The sequence below is a fragment of the Mucilaginibacter sp. genome (genome assembly GCF_039207105.1).
Lineage (GTDB): Bacteria > Bacteroidota > Bacteroidia > Sphingobacteriales > Sphingobacteriaceae > Mucilaginibacter.
Genome location: NZ_JBCECK010000314.1, coordinates 1 through 2234 on the forward strand (window position 1 = coordinate 1; position 2234 = coordinate 2234).

Annotated in this window: 1 pseudogene; it reads left to right on the forward strand. The window is 40.2% G+C overall.

The window, feature by feature from the left end:
* The first annotated feature begins 360 nt into the window (after positions 1–360).
* Positions 361–1470 (forward strand): annotated as a pseudogene (locus AAGC65_RS26025) (IS3 family transposase).
* Positions 1471–2234 lie beyond the last annotated feature (764 nt).

Consider the following 2234-nt stretch of genomic DNA (forward strand, 5'->3'; position numbering starts at 1 on the left):
CAACATGCCCAAAAAGTGGGTTTTGGCGGATTACTTGACCAAGCAGCGGATGCAGTCGCTGCTCTTTCACTCGGGCATTTTATATGACAAAGAATCTGACAGGTGTCGAACCGAGAGGGTAAACTTGGTGTTTTTGTATATCGCTCATTCAAGCAGGTTGCGATAGAAAAAACGAAAGGCATAACTGGTTTTGCTATGCCTTTGTTCGACTGGTCATCTTCGGTAGACCTAAGCGGACAAAGGTCTAACTTTTGGGCTGATTTAAAGGCGATTGAAAATGCTAAACACTTTATCTTGTAACCCCTCCTAAAAATCGGACTGCTTGAAGGACGAAAAGTCTTAACTTTAAACAGTCAAACGATGAAGAACTCTATTATTACCGAAGCACAGATTGTCAAAGCCATCAAGGAATACGAAGGTGGTCGTGAGCTTAATGATGTATGCCGCGAACTGGGCGTTCACAAATCCACTTTTTATAACTGGCGTAAAAAGTATGCCGGCATGGACAGCCAGGAGCTGAAACGGCTAAAAGAACTGGAGGAAGAGAACCGCAAACTGAAGCATATGTACGCAGAGCTGGCCTTAGATCACAGTCTTTTAAAAGACGTGCTCTCAAAAAAGTTCTAAAGCCCTGCCAGCGCAAGGACATGGTTACTTATCTTTTGGAGCTCCACCAGGTAAGTATTAGCAGGGCTTGCCGGGTAGTAAAACTACCCAAATCCATGTATTACTATAAGAATGTGCGGGATGATTCAGAAACGATTGACAAGCTACTTGAGTTATCTGAACGGCATCCAACCGAGGGCCAGGACTTGTATTATAGCCGCATCCGGCAACAGGGCTTGCTGTGGAATTATAAGCGTGTAAGGCGAGTTTATCTGCTATTGGGGATGAATCGCCGCCGAAAGGTGCGCAGACGCGTGCCCGCACGCGTTAAAGTACCATTGGTCGTGCCCAAACAAGCTGGAGATACCTGGTCGATGGATTTTATGTGTGATGTGCTGATGAACAAAAGAAGATTCCGAACGCTGAATATTATTGATGATTTTAACAGGGAAGCTATTGCTGTAGAGGCAGCTTACAACTATACCAGCCGTGCGAGTGACTCAAATATTGGAGCGAACCATTCATGAACAAGGCAAACCAAACTGTATTAGGGTAGATAACGGGCCAGAGTTTAACAGCAAGGAGTTTAAAGATTGGTGTGAAAGCAAAGGCATTACAGTACAATTCACGCAGCCTGGTAAGCCAATGCAGAATGGTTACATCGAGCGTTTTAACAGAACCTTTCGAGAGAATATACTTGACGCATATCTTTTCGAAGATATTCAGCAAGTACAAGTACTAGCTGATGAATGGATGGAAGATTACAATTACAGCAGGCCGCATGACGCATTAGGAGGTACTACTCCAGACCTTTTTAAGCGGATGAAAAAGATAAACCAACAACAGTATCACAATGAAAATTAACATTTATCCAATTCTGCAGGCCAGCCCTGTATCAGGTGGCTTTTACTTCAAAGCTATATTCACATGGTGGCATATACTTGTGGTGATTGCTGTAGTTATTTTGATAATATATTTAATAAGGAAAAAACGTAAATAACATAATTTAGTCTATTAAATACCAGTCCGAACTAAGGGAGGGGTTACATTTAAACATAAAATTCTCGATGTTTATGGTGAAGTAAAAGAGATTTCTGAAGTATCGGGTTGTTCTCAGGTCATTCTGAAACAAGAAGATGGGACACAATTCACTGTCACATGTTCAAATTGCGTTGATTCAAAAGACAAGTGGGTTAATGAAGTAGAAAAAATATTTGTAGGGGATTATGTTTATATAAGGGGGAAATATATTGCTTCTACGTCAGACAGATACTCAATGCAATTATCAGAATGTCAAATTAAAGGCCTTCCCTATTGAACTAATAGATAAATTACTTCAAAGCATTTAAATCACTAATTTCATCTGATAATCTCGGGAATGAGCTTTTACTTATTCTCACCTTAAATAATGCCGCTCAAACAATAAAAAACAGTTTAAACGCAATCCCTCGCCGCGCCTTGAGCTTATTTCGGTTTCGTTTCTACTCTCCTTGTTTGAAGTCAGATATTTGATCATGCAGATTCAATCTTCAACTGAATTCTAATACCTTGACATTGGCTTTGAAGATGAAAATTGTTTTGTATTAAAAGGATCAATACAAAGCTTATAGGTTTATACTTAGATTGTT